This window comes from Streptomyces sp. NPDC088554 (genome assembly GCF_044752945.1).
In the GTDB taxonomy this organism is placed as follows: Bacteria; Actinomycetota; Actinomycetes; order Streptomycetales; family Streptomycetaceae; genus Streptomyces.
In genome coordinates, this window is record NZ_JBIVMF010000022.1 from 65,319 (window position 1) to 80,948 (window position 15,630).

The window sequence follows — 15,630 nt, forward strand, 5'->3', positions numbered from 1 at the left end:
GCGTGCCAGGACGTGGGCGCCCGATCAGAGGTCACCCGACAGGCTCTGAGGGGCGCGGCCGTCAGGCCCGTACCTCCGCGAGCACCGCGTCGGTGAACGGCGGCCACGCCTCGACGGCCCACGGGCCGAAGGGCCGGTCGGTGAGTGCCGCACAGGCCACGCCCGCGTCCGGGTCGACCCACAGGAACGTACCGGACTGGCCGAAGTGGCCGAAGGCCCGCGGCGAGGACGAAGCGCCCGTCCAGTGCGGCGACTTGGCGTCCCGGATCTCGAAGCCGAGCCCCCAGTCGTTGGCCTTCTGGCGCCCGTACCCGGGCAGCACACCGGACAGCCCCGGGTGTACGACGCCGGTGGCCTCCCGTACCGTACGCGCGTCCAGCAGCCGGGGCGCCTGGAGTTCGGCGGCGAACCGCGTCAGATCGTCCACCGTCGAGACGCCGTCCTTCGCGGGCGACCCGTCGGCGGCCAGCGAGGTCGAGGCCATGCCCAGCGGTTCGAGGACCGCCTCGCGCAGATAGTCCGCGAACGCGATCCCGGTGACCTTCGCGAGATGGTCGCCGAGCACCTCGAACCCGGCGTTGGAGTACACCCGCCGGGTGCCCGGCGCGCTCACCGCCCGGTGCTCGTCGAAGGCCAGCCCGCTGGTGTGCGCGAGCAGATGCCGCACGGTGGCCCCCTCGGGCCCGGCCGGCTCGTCCAGCTCGACGGCGCCCTCCTCGTACGCCACCAGCACCGCGTACGCGGCGAGCGGCTTGGTCACCGAGGCGAGCGGAAACCGGTGCGAACCGGGGCCGTACGTCCCGACGACGGATCCGTCCGCCCGTACGACGGCCGCCGCGGCGGTGGGGACGGGCCAGTTCTCGATCATGGCGAGGCTCTGCATGGGCATGAGCCTAACCAGCGCCCGCCCCACCGCCTCGACCGCGTCGGGCGGCCGCGAAACTCGTCCCCTTTCCGCTTGCTTGGAGCGCACTCCAAGGATCTAGCGTGGTGGGCATGACGCTGACCGGGAGCACCCCCGTACGGACGGATCGTGTGGACAGCTGCACCCCGCTGCCGAAGGTCCGACCTCGCCCCGAGGGGCAGGACCGTTACACGATCAGTGAGGTCGCCGCCCTGACCGGGCTCACGGCGCACACCCTGCGCTGGTACGAGCGGATCGGGCTGATGCCGCACGTGGACAGGACACACACGGGACAGCGCCGCTTCGGCCACAGGGACCTGGTCTGGCTCGACTTCGTCACCAAGCTGCGGCTGACCGGGATGCCGGTCGCGGACATGGTCCGGTACGCGGAGCTGACCCGGGTGGGCGAGGAGACGTGCGAGGAGCGCCGGGAGCTGTTGGCGCGGACGCGGCGCGATGTCCTCGGCCGTATCGCGGAGCTTCAGGACACCGTCGCCGTACTCGATCACAAGATCAGTTTTTATGCGGACGTGTGTGACGCGTCGGAGAGGGTCTGAACGATGATGGCCAGCGACAGGAACGACAAAGGCGACAGTATGAAGATCGGTACGGTACGGCTGGGCGCGGGCGGCCCGGAGGTCGGCGCCCAGGGGCTCGGCTGCATGGGCATGAGCCAGTCGTACGGTCCCACGGACGCCGACGAGGCGCGGGCCACCCTGGAACGCGCCCTGGAGCTGGGCGTCACGCTCTTCGACACGGCGGACGTGTACGGCGGCGGGGAGAACGAGAAGTTCCTCGCGCCGTTCGTCCGGGCGCACCGTGAGGAGATCGTCCTCGCCACCAAGTTCGGGTTGGGCGGCGACGCGGGCGACCCGGGCGCGCGGACCATCCGCAACGACCGCCCCTATATCCGCCGGGCCGTCGAGGAGAGCCTGAAGCGGCTGGGCGTCGACGAGATCGACCTCTACTACATGCACCGCCGCGAGGTGAGCGTCCCGATCGAGGAGACGGTCGGCGCGATGGCCGAACTGGTCGCCGAGGGCAAGGTCAAGCACCTGGGGCTCAGCGAGGTCACCGGCGCCGAGCTGCGTGCCGCGCAGGCCGTGCACCCGATCGCCGCGCTCCAGTCGGAGTGGTCGCTGTTCACCCGGGACATCGAGGCGACCGCCGTACCCGCCGCCGCCGAACTGGGCGTGGGGATCGTGCCGTTCTCCCCGCTCGGCCGGGGTTTCCTGACCGGTGCGTTCGTCAACGCCGACCAGGAACTCGGCGCGGACGACTTCCGGCGCCGGCAGCCCCGTTTCACCGGGGACAACGCCGCCGTCAACGCCGCCCTGCTCGCCCCGGTCCGCAAGATCGCCGAGGGGCGCGACGCCACCCTGGGGCAGGTCGCCCTGGCCTGGGTGCAGCAGCGGGCGTCGCTGCACGGCGTGGCCGTCGTCCCGATCCCGGGGACCCGCGAACGCTCCCGGATCGAGGAGAACACGGCCGCGACCCGGCTGATCCTCACCGAGAGCGAGCTGGCGCTGATCGAGCCGATCGCGGACCAGGTCGCGGGCGGCCGGTACACCGACATGACCTTCACGGCGTCCAGCCGGGAGTAGCCCTGGGGCTGGTATTCACGCCGGGCCGGGAGTAGCCCCCTGGGGTCGGCATCGCGCTGGGCCGGGAGTAGCCCCCTGGGGTCGGCATTGCGCTGGGCCGGGAGTAGCCCCCTGGGGTCGGCATTGCGCTGGGCCGGGAGCAGCCCCTGGGGGGTCGGCATCAGGCCGGGCCCAGCGCGAACACCGCGAAGCCCGCCGCCAGCAGCACCGCTGCCGCGCGGCGGGCCCGCGCCCCCGCGCGTCCCGCTCTGCCACGGCCCAGTGCCCGGTGGGCACGGCCAGCAGCGCGAGGGCGCGTAACCCGTCGATCGCGCGGTCGCGGTCCACGGGGGTCCGCGCCTCGATCCGCTCAACGGTACGGGCGAACGGGGTCGTCACAGCTCCCCCTCGGCGATCGCGGCGAACGTACGGAGCGAGTCGGTGCCCGGGGCGAAGTAGCCGGTGTGGCCCTCGGCCCGCTCGGCGGGCACCCGGCGGGCGCCGAAGCCGGGCCCGGCCGGGTCGGGGCCGTGGCCGACCCCCGCGAACCGCACGTTCGGGACCCTGGAGATCCAGTCGGAGGGATCCTTGGCGGCCCACACCCGGGCCTCCGTACGGAGTGCGCCGACACTGCCCGCGCGCATCCCGGGGGAGCCGAACACCACGATGTCGGTGGCGTTCACCTCGTGCGCGGCCAGCCCGCACACCACGGACCCGTAGCTGTGGCAGAACAGCGCGGGCCGCGCCGCCCCGACCGCCGCCAGCCCCCGGGTGAACCGGGCCAGCCGGACGGCCCCCGCCGCCGCGAGATCCCCGGTGGCCGCGTCCAGCCCCACCCCGACCGGGGTGGTGTACCCCGCCCAGGCGATCACGGCGGTCCGTCCGGCCGTCGCGTCCCGCAGCGCGACGGCCATCCCGACGGGGGCGCCGTACGGGTCCTTCGTACGGTCGAAGGTGCCCGCGTCGATGTCCGAACCCGGCACCACGACGGAGACCCGGCGGGCCCGCTCCAGATCCCCGTACACCTCGGCGACCTGACCGCGACCGCGCGGGTCGAAGGCGAGGATCCGGTGGCCCGGCGCGGCGAGGCGCCGGTAGCGGGGGTCGTGCTCGGCGCGCAGGGCGCGCGCGTTGGCCGCGTAGCGCAGCGTCACCGGCACCCCGTCGAGATTGCCGGTGACCAGCGGGTGGCGCCGTACCAGGGAGTGTTTCTGATGATCCGTCAACTCGCTGAAGAATCGGGCGACCTGCTCGGGCGAGGCGGTCGCCGGATCGGGCAGCGCCCGGCCCAGCGAGGTGTCGGCGCGCCACGCGGCGCTTCCCGGCGGCGGTCCGGTGACGGCGCGCCGCGCCTCCCCGGACACCCGGCCCGCCGTCCCCCCGGCCACGGACACCGCCAGTGCGGCGGCGACCAGGGCCCTCCCGTAACGGCGCATGCGCTTCCCCCTCTGTCCCCGGCCCGGCCCCGGGCGGGGCGGGCCTCGTGATGGCGAGGGGAAAGGTAGGAAGAGGGTGTGCCGCCGGGCGTCACACCGGGGAGCCAACTCCGGTGTCATACCGGGGTAGTGGGGGTCCTGGGGTTGTCGGACAGTCCCTGGCCCCGCGCTCAGGAGCCCGGCGTCACCAGACCCGATTCGTACGCGAAGATCACCACCTGCGCGCGGTCGCGCAGCCCCAACTTGGCCAGGATCCGGCCGATATGGGTCTTCACGGTCTGCTCGGCGACCACCAGCCGCTCCGCGATCTCCAGGTTGGACAGACCGCGCGCGATCAGTTCGAGAACCTCGGTCTCCCGGGGCGTGAGACCGCGCAGCCGCTGGGCGTCCTTGCGGCGGGTGGCGGGCCGCTGCCGGGCGAAGTCCGCGATCAGCCGCCGGGTGACGGACGGCGCGAGCAGCGCCTCACCGGCCGCGACGATCCGTACCGCCGCGATCAGATCGGCCGGCGGCGCGTCCTTGAGCAGAAACCCGGACGCGCCCGCGCGCAGCGCCTCGTACACGTAGTCGTCCACGTCGAAGGTGGTCAGCATCAGCACCTTCGGCAGATGGACCACCCCCGGCGGCGGGTTCAACAGCTCCCGGGCGGCGGCCAGTCCGTCCAGCTCCGGCATCCGGACGTCCATCAGCACCACATCGGGATGGACCGACCGGCTCACCTCGACACCCCGGCGGCCGTCCGGCGCCTCGCCGACCACATCGATGTCGGTCTGCGCCGACAGCAGCGCGGCGAACCCCGCGCGCACCATGGCCTGGTCGTCGACGATGATCACGCGGATGGTCACGGAAGGTCCTTCGGGGAGGTGAGGGGCAGCCGCGCGGCGACCCGGAAGCCCCCGTCGGGCAGCGGCCCGGTGTCCAGGGTGCCGCCGGTCAACCGTACGCGTTCACGCATCCCCACCAGCCCGTGACCGGTCCCCGCCGTCTCCAGCAGCGAACTGCGCTCGACCGCGGGCCCGTTGACGACCAGCACGGTCAGCCACCGCTCATCGGCGGTCACCGACACCCGGGTCGGCGCGCCCGCCGCGTGCCGCACCACATTGGCGAGCGCCTCCTGCACGATCCGGTACGCGGACAGATCCACCGCGGGCGGTACGCTCCCCAGCCCGGCCTGGAGCGCCAGCTCGGCCGGCACTCCGGCCCGTACCGTCGCCTCCACCAGCTGCCGCACCCGGTCGAGCCCCGGCTGCGGCGCCCGCTCGCCCTCCGCGCCGTCGCTGCGCAGCACGGCGAGCAGCCGCCGCATCTCGGTCAGCGACTCCCGGGCCCCGGCGGCGATGGTGGAGAACTCCTCCAGGGCCAGGGGCGGCAGCCCCTCGATCCGGTACGGGGCCGAGTCGGCCTGCACGGTGATCACCGACATGTGGTGGGCGACCACGTCGTGCAGCTCGCGCGCGATCCGGGCGCGCTCCTCCAGCAGCGTCCGCCGCGCCCGCTCGGCCTCGCTGATGGTCTCCTGCTCGGCCAGTCTGCGCTGGGCGTCACCGCGCTCGCGCAGCGCGGCGGTGACCATGAGACAGACCCCGCTCAGGACGAACATCAGCACATAGGTGCCATCGCTGCGGATCTGCGAGATCAACTCGAAGAAGAGCCCGGCCGCGCCGGTGGCCAGCCAGACGGCGAGCAGGGTACGACGCGACTCGCGCAGCCCCAGACAGACCATCAGCACCATGTAGCCGATGATCACCATCGGCGTCCATGGCCAGGGCCGCCCCACCACGCCGTCCGCGCTCCGGAGCAGGATCCCGCCGACGACATCGGCGGTGAAGATGATCCACCACGCCTGGAGCGGCCGGGTCACGGCCAGCAGCAACGGAGCGGCCTGCGCGGTCGCCAGCGCCCCCGCCCAGCCGCCGCCGAGCCGGTAGTCCTGGGTGAGCACCGTCGCGGTGACCGGCAGCAGCGTCACGGCGAAACCGAAGGCGATCACATGCGGGGCACCCCGCTGCCACGCCCTCGGGGCGCGTGCGAACAGCGGCTCGGTCGGCTCCGAGGGCGTGCGCAACGCCCGGACGAGCGCCCGCGTGCGCTGCCGCGCGCGCGGCGCGGCGGGGCCGGGACCGGGGGAGGGGGGTGCGGTACTCATGACCCGTTCAGCCTATGTACGGGGCTCCCCGGGGGCGTCATACCGGGGAGCCCCGTACGGAGGGACGCTCGTCATACCTGGGTATGAGCGCACCGGTCCCGGCCCGGCCCGCCGCCGTGATCCGCTGGTGTACTGGTTCTTGGCTCGGCGTGCGGTGGTGATCCGCTGGCGTACCGGTCCCGGCTCGGCGCGCTGCCGTGATCCCGCTGGGTACCGGTCCGGCTCAGCCCGCTGCCGTGATCCCGCCGCGGCACTTCGCCGCGCCGTCCGCGCAGCTGATCGCGTGGTACGCGCCGACCCCTATGTCCGCGAAGTTGTCGAGGCTCTCCGTGCCGGGCGCGAAGTACCCGGTGTGCCCGGCCGCACCCCGTGCCGAGACGACCCGCGCCCCGAACGCGCCGGTCACCGGGTCGGCGCCGTGGCCGAGCCCGCCGACGGCCAGATAGGGCACGTCCTGGATCCAGTCGTCGCTGTCCCGCATGGCCCACACATGGGCGCGGGTACGCAGCTGTGCCGCGTTCCCGACCCGCATGCCGGGGCTGCCCGCGACGGCCACATCGGTGACCCGGGAGGGCAGGGAGGGGGCGGCGACCCCGCAGACCACGGAGCCGTAGCTGTGGCAGAAGAGCGAGACCTCGGAGGTGCCGGGCAGGGCGCGGGTGAGCGCGGTGAGCCGTACGGCACCGTCCTCGGCGAGCTTGCCGGTCGCCGCGTCCATCCCGAGCCCGGCGGGCGAGGTGTAGTCCGCCCAGGCGATGACGGCGGTACGGACCCGGGGCGCGGCGGCCCGCTCGGCCGCGTACAGCGACTCGGCCATGCCCGCGGGCGCCGTGAACCAGCGGTTCGCGGACTTCTCGAAGGTCACCACATTGGTGTCCACACCGGGGACCACGATCGAGACGCGCTGGGCGCGGCCGAGGTCGCCGAGGACCTCGGCCGCCCGGCCCTTCCCGGACGGGTCGAACGCGAGGATCTGCCGGTCGCCGCCGAGCAGCGACTCGTACCGGTGCATCCGCTGGTCCGCCAGCTCGCGGCCGTCGTCCGACAGCCTGCTGTCGCGCGTCCGGTGCTCCTCGACCGCGCGCGCCTGTCGCAGGGCGATCCGGTTGGCATGATAACGCAGCGTGATCGGAGCGCCGTTCATATTGCCGACCACCAGGGGATATCTGGCGGCGAGCCGGGACTGCTGGGCGGTGTCGAGCGAGGCGAAGAACGCGGCCAGGGCCTTCGGCGACGAGGCGGGATCGGGCAGGTGCCGGACACCTGTCCGGCCCCGCTCCCACGCGCCGAGCGCGACCTGCAGAGGCTCGCCGGTCACGCGCTCATGGGCCACCGCGGTCCATCCGGTGCTCGCCAGCATCACGAACACCACGGCGAGGGCGAGGATCGCGCGCCATGCGCTGAGCGTGGGGGTGGAGTCGAAGGAATTCACTGCTCACCAGCGTAGGGCGCCTGCGGGGGCCCTCGCGACGAGGGTGAGCGAGATCACCCGTAGTGGAGGATTGAACCGTCGGTAACCTCACCGAACGTGGGTGGCGTGTGTACGGTCCGCCGCACCGGTCCTCTCGATCACGCGTCCCGCGCGTCCGGTCCGCCCGTCCTGAGGGGTGTCCTGCGGGATGGTCCTGCGGGCATCCCACGGGGTCGTCCGTGCGACTCCCGGAAGTGCACTCGAATGGCTCCTTACGGACCGGCTCGCCCGCCGCTCCGTCGCCGTCCGGGAGCGAGGGGGCCGGGGTAACTCTCGGTGATTTTGTTGACGAAGTACGGCGGCGCACGGTGGCATACGCGGGCGCTGTGGGCTCGGGTGTGAGCGTCCGACGTCAGCCCTCGGATGACGCGAGGTCAATGCGGGGCCGGGGACGGCTCCGGCGGAAGGTTACGGCGGGGCCGTCGCCTATCAGGGTGGAGGGTGCCGCGACCCCTTCCGCGGAGGCCGCGTCGCAGGTCAGGGTGGTGGTGACCGATTCCGTACGCACGGCACGACACCTGAGAACACGGGGATGATCCACATGCGCAGGACCACACCGGCACACCGAACCGCACCGGCACACCGAACCGCACCGGCACACCGAACCGCGCCGAAGGCCCTCGCGATCGGGGCGCTGGCCCTCGCGGCCCTGCTCCCCGCGGGCGTCGCGGAGGCCGCGCCGCCGCGTCTGGGGGAGTGCGCCATGGGCGAGCTGTGTCTCTGGGAGCAGGAGGACTTCAAGGGCGTACGGCGGACGTACGAGCTGTCCCATACCGATATCGACAGCTGTGTGCCGCTCCCGCCGGGCGTCACCGTCCACTCCCTGGCCAACCGCGTCGGCCGGCCCGTGACCACCTACCAGTCGGCGGAGTGCGGGGAGACCGGGGAGTTCGAGACCTACCCCGGCGGTGGCACCTGGACGCCACGGTCGCCGTACCGCGTACGCGCCTTCAAGATCTGGGAGCGCTGACTGGCCGTGCGGACAGCGACAGGGGCGGCGGAACCCGCGGGCCCCGCCGCCCCTGCTCGTATCACCCCGGTGTCCCCGGTGTCCCCGGTCTCTCCGGTGGCTCCTGTACGGGAACGATCAGGCGTCGCCGCCCGCCGCGCCCGGATCGGCCGCCGATACGTCCAGCAGCTGGTAGCGGTCCACCGCCTGCTTCAGCACCGAGCGGTCGACCTTGCCCGTCTTGGCCAGCTCCGTCAGCACCCCGAGCACGATCGACTGCGCGTCGATGTGGAAGAAGCGACGGGCCGCGCCCCGGGTGTCCGCGAAGCCGAAGCCGTCCGCGCCCAGCGACTGGTACGGCCCCGGCACCCAGCGCGAGATCTGGTCGGGAACCGAACGCATCCAGTCGGAGACCGCTACGAACGGTCCCTGCGCGTCGGAGAGCTTGCGCGTCACGTACGGGACGCGCTGCTCCTCCTCCGGGTGGAGCAGATTGTGCCGCTCCACCTCGACGGCCTCCCGGCGCAGCTCGTTCCAGGAGGTCGCCGACCAGACGTCCGCCCGGACGTCCCACTCCTCGGCGAGGATCCGCTGCGCCTCGACGGCCCAGGGCACGGCCACCCCGGAGGCGAGGATCTGCGCCGGGATCGAGCCGCGCTCGCCCCGCCGGTAGCGGTGGATGCCCTTGAGGATGCCGTCCACATCCACGTCGGAGGGCTCGGCGGGGTGCTGGATCGGCTCGTTGTAGACGGTGAGGTAATAGAAGATGTCCTCGCTGTCGGCCCCGTACATCCGGCGCAGACCGTCCTTGACGATATGCGCGATCTCGAAGCCGTAGGCGGGGTCGTACGCGACACAGGCCGGGTTGGTCGAGGCCAGCAGATGCGAGTGGCCGTCCGCGTGCTGAAGGCCCTCACCGGTCAGGGTCGTACGGCCGGCGGTCGCGCCCAGCACAAAGCCGCGCGCGAGCTGATCGGCCATCTGCCAGAACTGGTCACCGGTCCGCTGGAAACCGAACATCGAGTAGAAGACATAGACCGGGATCAGCGGCTCGCCATGGGTGGCGTACGCCGAGCCCGCCGCGATCAGCGAAGCCGTACAGCCCGCCTCGGAGATGCCGTCGTGCAGCATCTGACCGGTCGGCGACTCCTTGTACGCGAGCAGCAGTTCACGGTCGACGGCCTCGTACTGCTGGCCCAGCGGGTTGTAGATCTTGGCGCTCGGGAAGAACGAGTCCATCCCGAAGGTGCGGTACTCGTCGGGCGCGATCAGCACGAAGCGCCGGCCGATCTCCTTGTCCCGCATCAGGTCCTTGAGCAGCCGGACGAACGCCATGGTGGTGGCGATCGACTGCTGGCCGGAGCCCTTGCGTACCGCCGTGTACGTCTTGTCCTCCGGGAGGACAAGAGGCTTCGCCCGGACGACCCGGGTCGGTACGTACCCGTCCAGCGCCCGGCGCCGGTCGTGCATGTACTGGATCTCCTCGGAGTCCCGGCCGGGGTGGTAGTAGGGCGGCGCGCCGTCCTCCAGCTGCCGGTCCGTGATCGGCAGGTGCAGCCGGTCGCGGAAGCCCTTGAGGTCGGCGACGGTGAGCTTCTTCATCTGGTGGGTCGCGTTGCGGCCCTCGAAGTTCGGCCCGAGCGTCCAGCCCTTGACGGTCTGCGCCAGGATCACGGTCGGCTGGCCCCGGTGGGCCTTGGCCGCCGCGTACGCCGCGTAGACCTTCTTGTGGTCGTGGCCGCCGCGCCCCAGATGCAGGATCTGGTCGTCCGACATGTTCTCGACCATGGCGCGCAGCCGCTGGTCGTCGCCGAAGAAGTGCTCACGGATGTACGCGCCGGTCTCGGTGGCGTACGTCTGGAACTGCCCGTCCGGGGTGGTGTTCAGCCGGTTGACCAGCACGCCGTCGCGGTCCTGGGCCAGCAGCGGGTCCCAGGAGCGGTCCCAGACCAGCTTGATCACATTCCAGCCGGCGCCCCGGAACTGCGACTCCAGCTCCTGGATGATCTTGCCGTTGCCGCGCACCGGACCGTCGAGCCGCTGGAGGTTGCAGTTCACGACGAAGGTCAGATTGTCCAGACCCTCACGGGCGGCGATGGACAGCTGGCCCAGCGATTCGGGCTCGTCCATCTCGCCGTCGCCGAGATAGGCCCAGACGTGCGAGGCGGAGGTGTCGGCGATACCGCGCGCCTCCATGTAGCGGTTCATCCGGGCCTGGTAGATCGCGCCGAGCGGGCCGAGGCCCATCGAGACGGTCGGGAACTCCCAGAAGTCCGGCATCAGCCGCGGGTGCGGGTAGCTGGAGAGGCCGTACGGCGCCTTCGACTTCTCCTGGCGGAACGCGTCGAGCTGATTCTCGCTCAGCCGGTCCAGCAGGAAGGCGCGGGCGTAGATGCCGGGGGAGGCATGGCCCTGGAAGAAGATCTGGTCGCCGCCGTCGCCGCCGTCCTTGCCCCGGAAGAAGTGGTTGAAGCCCACGTCGTACAGGGAGGCGGAGGAGGCGAAGGTGGCGATGTGGCCGCCGACCCCGATCCCGGGCCGCTGGGCGCGCGACACCATCACGGCGGCGTTCCAGCGGGTCGCGTTGAGGACCTTGCGCTCGATCTCCTCGTTGCCGGGGAAGAACGGCTCGTCCTTGGTGGCGATGGTGTTGACGTAGTCGGTGCTGCGCATCTCGGGCACCGCCACGCGCTTCTCGCGCGCGCGCTCGATCAGCCGGAGCATCAGGTAACGGGCGCGCTCACGGCCTCGCTCGTCGACGGCGGCGTCGAGCGAGTCGAGCCACTCCTGGGTCTCCTCGGGATCGAAGTCCGGGACCTGGCTGGGAAGGCCGCCAATGATGATCGGGTTGCGATCGGATCCGGAAGCCACGCTGTTCCTTCGCTGTCGGTCGTGATCGTGCCCCCGCACGCGATCGGATCGATGCGGTGCACGCCGTCGGGATACTGCTGCTGGCAGGGGCACGTACGTCGCGTCCATCGTGTACCGCGGCGCCGCAAACGTCATCTCTACCGGGGGGTAACCCGCGCTCCCGAGGGAATCCGGCGGAAATTCCGGCCCGCTCCCGGCCCCCATGCCGGTTCAAATCGCAACTTTACGCCCGGCTCGGCCACGCGTTCCGTCCGGTCGTTCGGGCCGGGGCGGCGTACCGAAACGGCATAACATGGCAAAGAAGGAGGAAGTGTATGGTCCACATCACAGCCGGTGATGCCTGAGTGGCGGGAGATGCGATAAAGGCGCCCGGATCGTCACCGTTTCGGCGGTCTCGGCGGCCGGGTACTTGCGCGATCCGCTCCGTCCGTGTGGACTACGGCCAATGCCCCGCGTACGCGCGCGGCCGAAGCATTTATCCGAAACATGATCAGGAGGCAATCCGTGAGCGCGACCGCGGACCACGCGGAGGAACGGACCAACCTCGCCGCAAGGCTTGGGTTCGAACCCGGACAGGTGGTCCAGGAGATCGGCTACGACGAAGACGTCGACCAGGATCTCCGCGAGTCCATCGAGGCCATCATCGGCCAGGACCTTGCCGACGAGGAGTACGACGACGTCGCTGACGGCGTCCTACTCTGGTTCCGCGACGAGGACGGCGACCTTACGGACGCGCTGGTGGACGCCATCGGTTTGTTGGAGGACGGCGGCGTGATCTGGCTGCTGACGCCCAAGACGGGCCGTGACGGCTACGTCGAACCGAGCGACATCAGCGAGGCCGCCCAGACCGCGGGCCTGTCCCAGACCAAGAGCATCAGCATCGCCAAGGACTGGGTCGGCAGCCGACTGATCACACCCAAGCGCTGACTCCGAGCGCCGCCACGAGCGCGCAGTCACAGCAGCCACTGGGCCCCGGCCCAACACGCAGCGTCGCGGGCCCCCGCCGATCTCCGTCGGCGGGGGCCCTGTGCGTAGGGTGTACGGCGACCGCCCGGCCCCCGGGCGCGAGCGAGCCAGGAAGGACGTGCACCGATGGCGATCGAGGCCGGCAGCCCCGCCCCGGACTTCGCGCTGAAGGACAACCACGGACGGACCGTGCGGCTGTCCGACCACCACGGCCCCGACGGGACCAACGTGGTCCTGCTCTTCTACCCCTTCGCCTTCACCGGTGTCTGTACGGGCGAACTGCGCGCCCTGCGCGACGAGTGGGCCTCCTCCGTCGACGAGACGGAGACCCGGCTGCTCGCCGTCTCGAACGACTCCATCCACACCCTGCGCGTCTTCGCCGAGCAGGAGGGGCTGGAGTTCCCCCTGCTGTCGGACTTCTGGCCGCACGGCGAGGCGTCGCGCGCGTACGGCGTCTTCGACGAGGAGAAGGGCTGCGCGGTGCGCGGCACCTTCGTCATCGACAGGGCCGGAACGGTCCGTTGGAGCGTCGTGAACGCGCTGCCGGACGCCCGGGACCTGAACGAGTACGTCAGGGCCCTGGCGGCCCTCTGAGGGTCCTGGTGGATCCGATTCCACCAGGACCGTCGAAATCGTGTCGTATCGGGGAACGGGTCACTAGGATCCAGACGTTGATCCGATGCCAACGCACCACAGGGCGTCCGGCTCGGTTGCCGGCCCCGGGAAACCATAGGGAGGACTCGTGGGAGTCAGCCTCAGCAAGGGCGGAAACGTCTCGCTGACCAAGGCCGCGCCCAACCTGACCGCGGTCACCGTCGGTCTGGGCTGGGACGCCCGCACGACCACCGGCAGCGACTTCGACCTCGACGCCAGCGCCCTGCTGACGAACGCCGAGGGCAAGGTCGCCAGCGACGGCAACTTCGTCTTCTTCAACAACCTGAAGAGCCCCGACGGCTCCGTCGAGCACACCGGTGACAACCTCACGGGTGAGGGCGAGGGCGACGACGAGGCGATCAAGGTCAATCTGGCCTCCGTCCCCGCCGATGTCGCCAAGATCGTGTTCCCCGTCTCGATCTACGAGGCGGAGAGCCGTCAGCAGTCCTTCGGCCAGGTGCGCAACGCCTACATCCGCGTGATCAACCAGGCCGACAACAACGAACTGGCACGGTACGACCTGAGCGAGGACGCCTCCACCGAGACCGCGATGGTCTTCGGCGAGCTGTACCGCAACGGAGCGGAGTGGAAGTTCCGCGCGATCGGCCAGGGGTACGCCTCCGGCCTGCGCGGAATCGCACAGGACTTCGGCGTCAACGTCTGACGCCTCCGCAGCACCCGTGCCCGGCGCCGCACCCTCCGTGCGGCGCCGTCCGTGTCTGGCCCGCGCGCACCGGAGGGCCGCGTGTGCGTCGGACGGGCCGCGTGTGCGTCGGTACGGGTACGGGCGGCATGATCGGGGCTCGAACGGGCAGGACGTCAGACGCGTCCCGACCGTACGCACGACATCACATCACCTCGGGGAGGACTCACATCATGGGCGTCACACTCGCCAAGGGGGGCAATGTCTCCCTCTCCAAGGCCGCGCCGAACCTCACCCAGGTGCTGGTCGGGCTCGGCTGGGACGCCCGCTCCACCACCGGAGCGGACTTCGACCTCGACGCCAGCGCGCTGCTCTGCCAGAACGGCCGGGTGCTCGGTGACGAGTGGTTCATCTTCTACAACAACCTGACCAGCCCGGACGGTTCCGTCGAGCACACGGGCGACAATCTCACCGGTGAGGGCGACGGGGACGATGAATCGCTGATCGTCGATCTCTCCCGGGTCCCCGCCCACTGCGACAAGATCATTTTCCCGGTCTCGATCCATGACGCGGATAATCGGGGTCAGACATTCGGGCAGGTCGCCAATGCTTTCATCCGGGTGGTCAACCAGGCCGACGGGCAGGAACTCGCGCGCTACGACCTCAGCGAGGACGCCTCCACGGAAACGGCGATGATCTTCGGCGAGCTCTACCGCTACGGCGGCGAATGGAAGTTCAGGGCCGTAGGACAGGGGTACGCGTCGGGACTGCGGGGGATCGCCCTAGACTTCGGGGTCAACGTTTCGTAAAGCAATCTCCGCGCGGGGGAAACCCGTTCATTACCACTTGGGGTAGCAAGTGATCCTGAAAACCTTCGGCTGGTCGTTCGCCGTCACGGCGCTCGGCCTCGCCTTCGCGGCGTGGCAGTGGGGGTGGGAGGCGTTCGGGATCGTACTGATCCTGTCGATCCTTGAGATCTCCCTGTCGTTCGACAACGCGGTGGTCAACGCCGGAATCCTGAAGAAGATGAATGCCTTCTGGCAGAAGATCTTCCTCACCATCGGTATCCTCGTCGCCGTCTTCGGCATGCGGCTCGTCTTTCCCGTCGTCATCGTCGCGATCAGCGCCAAGGTCGGGCCGATCGACGCCGTCCAGTTGGCGCTCGACCACCCCGACCAGTACAAGGCGCTGGTCACGGACGCGCACCCGGCGATCGCCGCGTTCGGCGGGATGTTCCTGATGATGATCTTCCTCGACTTCATCTTCGAGGACCGGGACATCAAGTGGCTGTCCTGGCTGGAGCGTCCGCTGGCCAAGCTCGGCAAGGTCGACATGCTGTCGGTCTGTATCGCGCTGATCATCCTGCTGGTCGCGGCGATGACCTTCGCCACCAACGCGCACACCAGCGAGGGCTATCAGGACAAGTCCGCCACCGTACTGCTCGCGGGTGTCGCGGGTCTGATCACCTATCTGATCGTGGGCGGTCTCTCCGGTTACTTCGAGGACAAGCTCGAAGAGGAGGAGGAGCGCGAGCAGGAGGAAGAGGAGGCGGCCGCTTCCAAGGGCAAGCCGGTCTCGGCGGTCGGACTGGCCGGCAAGGCCGCGTTCTTCCTCTTCCTGTACCTGGAAGTCCTGGACGCTTCCTTCTCGTTCGACGGCGTGATCGGCGCCTTCGCCATCACGAACCACATCTTCTGGATGGCGCTGGGCCTCGGCATCGGCGCGATGTACGTCCGCTCGCTCACCGTTTACCTGGTCCGCGAGGGCACCCTGGACGACTACGTCTACCTGGAGCACGGAGCGCACTACGCGATCGGTGCGCTGGCCGCGATCCTGCTGATCACCATCGAGCACTCCATCAACGAGTTCATCACCGGTCTGGTCGGCGTCCTTCTCATCGCGGCCGCCTTCTGGTCCTCCGTGCGCCGTAACAAGGCGCTGGAGGCGGAAGGCGGGGACTCGGGCGGGGACAAGACGGCGCTCCACGCCTGAGGAGATGCTCCGGTG

Annotated in this window: 14 protein-coding genes; 8 read left to right on the plus strand and 6 right to left on the minus strand. The window is 70.6% G+C overall.

The window, feature by feature from the left end:
- Positions 1 to 61: 61 nt before the first annotated feature.
- Positions 62 to 883 (minus strand): serine hydrolase domain-containing protein, encoded by an 822-nt coding sequence (locus ACIP8W_RS24235; RefSeq protein WP_402153534.1) that lies wholly within the window; start codon positions 881 to 883, stop codon positions 62 to 64.
- 113 nt (positions 884 to 996) lie between these two features.
- Between ACIP8W_RS24235 and ACIP8W_RS24240 the strand changes: the two genes are divergently transcribed.
- On the plus strand, positions 997 to 1,461 hold the full coding sequence (locus ACIP8W_RS24240) for a MerR family transcriptional regulator (RefSeq protein ID WP_401956370.1): 465 nt from the start codon (positions 997 to 999) through the stop codon (positions 1,459 to 1,461).
- A gap of 39 nt (positions 1,462 to 1,500) precedes the next feature.
- A complete protein-coding gene (locus ACIP8W_RS24245; RefSeq protein WP_402204602.1) occupies positions 1,501 to 2,508 on the plus strand; it encodes an aldo/keto reductase in 1,008 nt (335 codons plus the stop codon).
- Between the two features lie 374 nt (positions 2,509 to 2,882).
- On the opposite strand, the gene ACIP8W_RS24250 is transcribed toward ACIP8W_RS24245, so the two are convergent.
- From ACIP8W_RS24250 to ACIP8W_RS24265, 4 genes are all read right to left on the minus strand, one after another.
- Positions 2,883 to 3,923, minus strand: coding sequence for an alpha/beta hydrolase (locus tag ACIP8W_RS24250; RefSeq protein ID WP_402204604.1), 1,041 nt, complete (start codon positions 3,921 to 3,923; stop codon positions 2,883 to 2,885).
- 170 nt (positions 3,924 to 4,093) lie between these two features.
- Positions 4,094 to 4,768: a response regulator gene (locus tag ACIP8W_RS24255; protein WP_401956375.1), complete on the minus strand. Its 675-nt coding sequence runs from the start codon at positions 4,766 to 4,768 to the stop codon at positions 4,094 to 4,096.
- Positions 4,765 to 6,069, minus strand: a complete 1,305-nt coding sequence (locus ACIP8W_RS24260; RefSeq protein WP_402204606.1) for a sensor histidine kinase — start codon at positions 6,067 to 6,069, stop codon at positions 4,765 to 4,767. The genes ACIP8W_RS24255 and ACIP8W_RS24260 overlap by 4 nt, the downstream gene beginning before the upstream one ends.
- Before the next feature lie 223 nt (positions 6,070 to 6,292).
- Positions 6,293 to 7,501, minus strand: coding sequence for an alpha/beta hydrolase (locus ACIP8W_RS24265; RefSeq protein ID WP_402204608.1), 1,209 nt, complete (start codon positions 7,499 to 7,501; stop codon positions 6,293 to 6,295).
- 580 nt (positions 7,502 to 8,081) lie between these two features.
- Here ACIP8W_RS24265 and ACIP8W_RS24270 point away from each other — a divergent pair.
- Positions 8,082 to 8,510: a peptidase inhibitor family I36 protein gene (locus ACIP8W_RS24270; RefSeq protein WP_401956378.1), complete on the plus strand. Its 429-nt coding sequence runs from the start codon at positions 8,082 to 8,084 to the stop codon at positions 8,508 to 8,510.
- 117 nt (positions 8,511 to 8,627) lie between these two features.
- Here ACIP8W_RS24270 and aceE read toward each other — a convergent pair whose 3' ends face one another.
- The gene (aceE, locus tag ACIP8W_RS24275; RefSeq protein WP_401956379.1) at positions 8,628 to 11,360 is read right to left on the minus strand and encodes a pyruvate dehydrogenase (acetyl-transferring), homodimeric type; all 2,733 of its coding nucleotides are present in this window, start codon (positions 11,358 to 11,360) and stop codon (positions 8,628 to 8,630) included.
- 504 nt (positions 11,361 to 11,864) lie between these two features.
- Between aceE and ACIP8W_RS24280 the strand changes: the two genes are divergently transcribed.
- The 5 genes from ACIP8W_RS24280 to ACIP8W_RS24300 all read left to right on the plus strand — a co-directional run bounded on the left by ACIP8W_RS24280 (position 11,865) and on the right by ACIP8W_RS24300 (position 15,615).
- Positions 11,865 to 12,287, plus strand: a complete 423-nt coding sequence (locus ACIP8W_RS24280) for a DUF3052 domain-containing protein (protein ID WP_401956381.1) — start codon at positions 11,865 to 11,867, stop codon at positions 12,285 to 12,287.
- Between the two features lie 165 nt (positions 12,288 to 12,452).
- Positions 12,453 to 12,920, plus strand: coding sequence for a peroxiredoxin (locus tag ACIP8W_RS24285; protein ID WP_401956382.1), 468 nt, complete (start codon positions 12,453 to 12,455; stop codon positions 12,918 to 12,920).
- A 148-nt stretch (positions 12,921 to 13,068) separates the two neighbouring features.
- Positions 13,069 to 13,644: a TerD family protein gene (locus ACIP8W_RS24290; protein WP_401956383.1), complete on the plus strand. Its 576-nt coding sequence runs from the start codon at positions 13,069 to 13,071 to the stop codon at positions 13,642 to 13,644.
- 212 nt (positions 13,645 to 13,856) lie between these two features.
- Entirely contained in the window at positions 13,857 to 14,432 is a 576-nt protein-coding gene (locus ACIP8W_RS24295) for a TerD family protein (RefSeq protein ID WP_401956385.1), read from the plus strand.
- A 49-nt stretch (positions 14,433 to 14,481) separates the two neighbouring features.
- Entirely contained in the window at positions 14,482 to 15,615 is a 1,134-nt protein-coding gene (locus ACIP8W_RS24300; protein ID WP_401956387.1) for a DUF475 domain-containing protein, read from the plus strand.
- Positions 15,616 to 15,630: the final 15 nt, after the last annotated feature.

Bases quoted from the DNA above. Each gene is read 5' to 3' on its own strand.
- ACIP8W_RS24235 (WP_402153534.1), bottom strand. From the start codon at position 883: ATGCAGAGCCTCGCCATGATCGAGAACTGGCCCGTCCCCACCGCCGCG.
- ACIP8W_RS24240 (WP_401956370.1), top strand. From the start codon at position 997: ATGACGCTGACCGGGAGCACCCCCGTACGGACGGATCGTGTGGACAGC.
- ACIP8W_RS24245 (WP_402204602.1), top strand. From the start codon at position 1,501: ATGAAGATCGGTACGGTACGGCTGGGCGCGGGCGGCCCGGAGGTCGGC.
- ACIP8W_RS24250 (WP_402204604.1), bottom strand. From the start codon at position 3,923: ATGCGCCGTTACGGGAGGGCCCTGGTCGCCGCCGCACTGGCGGTGTCC.
- ACIP8W_RS24260 (WP_402204606.1), bottom strand. From the start codon at position 6,069: ATGAGTACCGCACCCCCCTCCCCCGGTCCCGGCCCCGCCGCGCCGCGC.
- ACIP8W_RS24270 (WP_401956378.1), top strand. From the start codon at position 8,082: ATGCGCAGGACCACACCGGCACACCGAACCGCACCGGCACACCGAACC.
- ACIP8W_RS24285 (WP_401956382.1), top strand. From the start codon at position 12,453: ATGGCGATCGAGGCCGGCAGCCCCGCCCCGGACTTCGCGCTGAAGGAC.
- ACIP8W_RS24295 (WP_401956385.1), top strand. From the start codon at position 13,857: ATGGGCGTCACACTCGCCAAGGGGGGCAATGTCTCCCTCTCCAAGGCC.